General features: G+C 49.5%; 3 protein-coding genes. 1 reads left to right on the top strand and 2 read right to left on the bottom strand.

The genetic code is table 11. The features are described 5' to 3' along the window. Window positions 1-185 precede the first annotated feature (185 nt). A complete protein-coding gene (locus VB741_RS26175; protein ID WP_323368170.1) occupies window positions 186-410 on the bottom strand; it encodes a hypothetical protein in 225 nt (74 codons plus the stop codon). A 163-nt stretch (window positions 411-573) separates the two neighbouring features. Continuing rightward, window positions 574-1,596, bottom strand: a complete 1,023-nt coding sequence (locus tag VB741_RS26170) for a hypothetical protein (protein ID WP_323368169.1) — start codon at window positions 1,594-1,596, stop codon at window positions 574-576. A 437-nt stretch (window positions 1,597-2,033) separates the two neighbouring features. On the opposite strand from VB741_RS26170, the gene VB741_RS26165 reads away from it, so the two are divergent. After that, on the top strand, window positions 2,034-2,735 hold the full coding sequence (locus VB741_RS26165) for a helix-turn-helix transcriptional regulator (RefSeq protein WP_323368168.1): 702 nt from the start codon (window positions 2,034-2,036) through the stop codon (window positions 2,733-2,735). The last annotated feature ends 549 nt before the right edge of the window (window positions 2,736-3,284 follow it).

The raw sequence follows: 3,284 nt of genomic DNA, 5'->3' as shown, positions 1-3,284 counted from the left end.
CTTTCAACGTGGCAATAGTAGATTGAGTCATACCAGGCATCCATGGGCAAACGAGGTTGCCTTAGATCCTATGGCTTCTTAATCCTCTGTTTGATAATTATTAAGAAACGTGTGCGTTCGCCCTACCAATACGGTGAGGGCCTTTTCATCGAATTTCTCTGGAGCCTATAAAATCTGGCTGAAGCCTACTGGCGTTCCATGAGATTAGGATCAAAATCATCGCTATTGGTCGCTTCGGCTGGGCCACCCACCCCCTGTACTTCCTCGGTCCAGGCCTCCAAGCGGGCTGCTTGGCTCAGGGCAATGTGGTAAGGCAGCTGCCGAAAGGACTTGAACTTACCGGTGGTGTAGGTAGATTTGGGTCGTGGCGTTAAGGTGGAACGAATAGGGGATTGTTTAGCGCGAGTCATCGTAGCTTAAGTACATGAGAACCATTTTATTCTAAAGGGGAGTTGTATTTTTGCCATGGGCGGTAAACCACTTAGGCCATATGGCCTGTAGTTTTATGCCCATAGTGCCGGTGCCTAGCCACAGCCATGGGCAGCGACCCATGTGAGGACAGGGAGCAACCCTTTAACCGTAGTGATGACTATAGTTGAAGTTTAATAGAACGTCTTCATAATCTAACGCTAGAAATCGGTCTAATGGCATCGAAAGCCAACTCAAGGAAGAGTCAGGATCTACCTTCATGGTGCGAAATCCCAGGGTCAGAGCCAAGTCTTCCGATAGGGGATGAATGGCCATGGTGTAAATATCACTCATGTTAGGAAAATCTTCGCGAATTTTGGCCAAGGTGGCCTGGGAATCCTTAATCAATTCGCAGGCGTTTTCATAGGTCCACACCGCCGGTTGAATTTGCCAACTGCGTACAAAAACGGTGTAACAGTCAGGATCTCCTTTCTCCGCCACTTGAATCGGGTCTTCTTCCTGCAGGTCAAGGCGGCTCAGATGCAAGCTGCGACTGGGGGGCAGGTCAAACTTTTCTTCTGAATCGGGGTGGGGTGGAAAAAAGGCCGCAAATCCCACGGGTTCTTGATTAGAGGCGCGTCTTAATACCCGTAAACCGGCCGGATACAGGCGAGCCCATTGGCGCAGTCCTTTTTTAATGTTGTGGAGCATGGCCTCAGGGCGTTCATGGTCATAGCTATAGAGCTTTTCTAAAAAGCTGGCCACCATTAAGGCATCATTGCGCGGGTCAAAGGCATCGGTATAAAAGGTGTCATCCTCCACGATCTCCGGCAGTTCAAAGCTCTGGGGAATTTTCAAACTCAGCCTGGTGGCCACACCATCCGCCTCACTCCGTCTGAGCAAATTCTTGGCGGCCAGCTTATCGATCATTTGCCCGGCGGCCCTGGGGGTGCCTTGGGTTTGAGTATAGAACAAGTCCGCCGCATCGCTGTGGGAGCAATAAAAGCTACCAATTTGTCGACTTAGGCAAGTGATGGGGACATGATCCGCCCCATGCTGAGTTAGATAGCCATAGCCCCACAGGCGAACAAAATACGTGGCCTGTCTCAGGGTTATCTTTAAACCGGGCTGGTGAACAATCTGGTCAATGTATTGTTTTTGTACATCTAGCGGAAACCAGTTCTCCACAGCATGAGGCCTGAGGTCATGATTCATGGCAGTGAGACTCCTGTATGTCCTGACGATTAGCCGGTCCTGAGGGATGATTTGATTTTGCTTCACCCCTACTTCACCCAGCTTGATACTAGCTCATCCCCCTAGTGGCTGTCACTCCCAGCTGGTTCGAATACCACGTCTTTGATCGCGACTGCTGGCCATGGCCGCTTGCTACATCCCGCTCGTAGATAACCTTAGCCAAGTTGCTTAAGGTAGAAATGTGATCAGTCGCAAGTCTAACGCATGCCCTCTTGCCAGCTAGACATTGGGGCGTTGTTGAACCAAGGCAGCCATCGGCACGATGCCGGTTTGTAGTATTTCTGACAAATTTCTGACAAACCGGTTCACCTCCTAAGTCAACAAAGGCGCAATAGCGGCTGATCACCTGTTCCCCATTTTCCAGCAGAATCATGGTGTTAAAATCGGCAACTCTCAGCCACCTCGGCGACCTTATAGATCTCACCTCTCCTATGGAGGAGGTGCTCCCCGATCAATTGGTCAATGGTTCACCATTGGCCACCATCAGGGCTGACAATCTGGATTTAATTTTTGAAGTTTTGCTAGGGCAAGTTTTCCCATTTCGGGGATTTGTGCTCTTTGATCAAGCTGGTCAGCTGCTGCGGAGTACAACCAAGGCTGAAGACTTTTTTGTTCTCTTGGCAAAAGCGTCCCCAGGGCAAGCTTTTGGTTCCCCAGAGAGGACATCTGGGATGCAATTGCCGGATCAGGTGACAACCCTGTGTCATTTTCTCATCGATAGCTGTGTTGACTTTCCTGACCATGCGTTGCAGCTGTACGACACGGTTTTTCTGCCGGGAGGTATTCGTCTCTATCTCAAGACAGAGTGGATTAACCTAGCGGACCAACCAGAAAAATGCATTCTAGTAACGATTGAGGATCTAACCCAGATCGCTCATCACCGAGCTGTGTGTGATGCCTATCGCTATGGCTTGACTACCCGTGAGACTGAGGTATGGGAGCTGTATTTACAGGGTCTCTCTTACCGAGAGGTGAGTAAGGAATTGGTGATTACCCTCAATACGGTCAAAAAACATATGAAGGGTATTTTTAGTAAGTGCAACATTGAGTGTCGTTGTCGGCATTTGGTGTAGCGCTGTGCTTAGATCCCATTTAAGGTCCATGACCAGTCAGGGCTGGAGGTCAATGCTGCCAGCTCTGATGAGGGTTGAACAATAAGCGGATCACTACTTCTAAGTGAGATAAAACACATTGTCGAAAAACAATGATCACAGGAATTTATCAGCAATGGTTCAGAACCAGAGGGTATTCTTAACTAAGGATGTACTCAATCTATAGGAGAATTCATCCATGGCCCCCGATGCCTTCCCTGGTCAATCATTCAGCAGCCATCCACCCCATGTGGTTGAGGTGCAATCTTCCATGTGCCAGTCAGGTCAAATCCCTATGCCTCAGCCTATCGCTCAATGGATTTTAGAGGAGGGACAACTGCTGGGGTTACTGGTGGCCGCGTTTCCATCTCCGTTACAGTGGCCCAACCGCTATTTGCTGCCAAGTCGTAACTACTCAGGCTGGGGTAGGAGAGTTATAGGGTTTCCAGAGAACAATCCCATGAGGGCATCCAGAACGTTATGCCCCTGTTTGCGTAGAGTGGATAGGTAACCGCGAATACGGCAGAACAT

The sequence above is a fragment of the Leptothoe sp. PORK10 BA2 genome, assembly GCF_034932105.1.
In the GTDB taxonomy this organism is placed as follows: Bacteria; Cyanobacteriota; Cyanobacteriia; order Phormidesmidales; family Phormidesmidaceae; genus Leptothoe.
This window is presented reverse-complemented; position numbering and strand designations above follow the sequence as displayed.

Coding starts and splice junctions, on each gene's coding strand:
- VB741_RS26165 (WP_323368168.1), top strand. CDS start 2,034: ATGGTGTTAAAATCGGCAACTCTCAGCCACCTCGGCGACCTTATAGAT.
- VB741_RS26175 (WP_323368170.1), bottom strand. CDS start 410: ATGACTCGCGCTAAACAATCCCCTATTCGTTCCACCTTAACGCCACGA.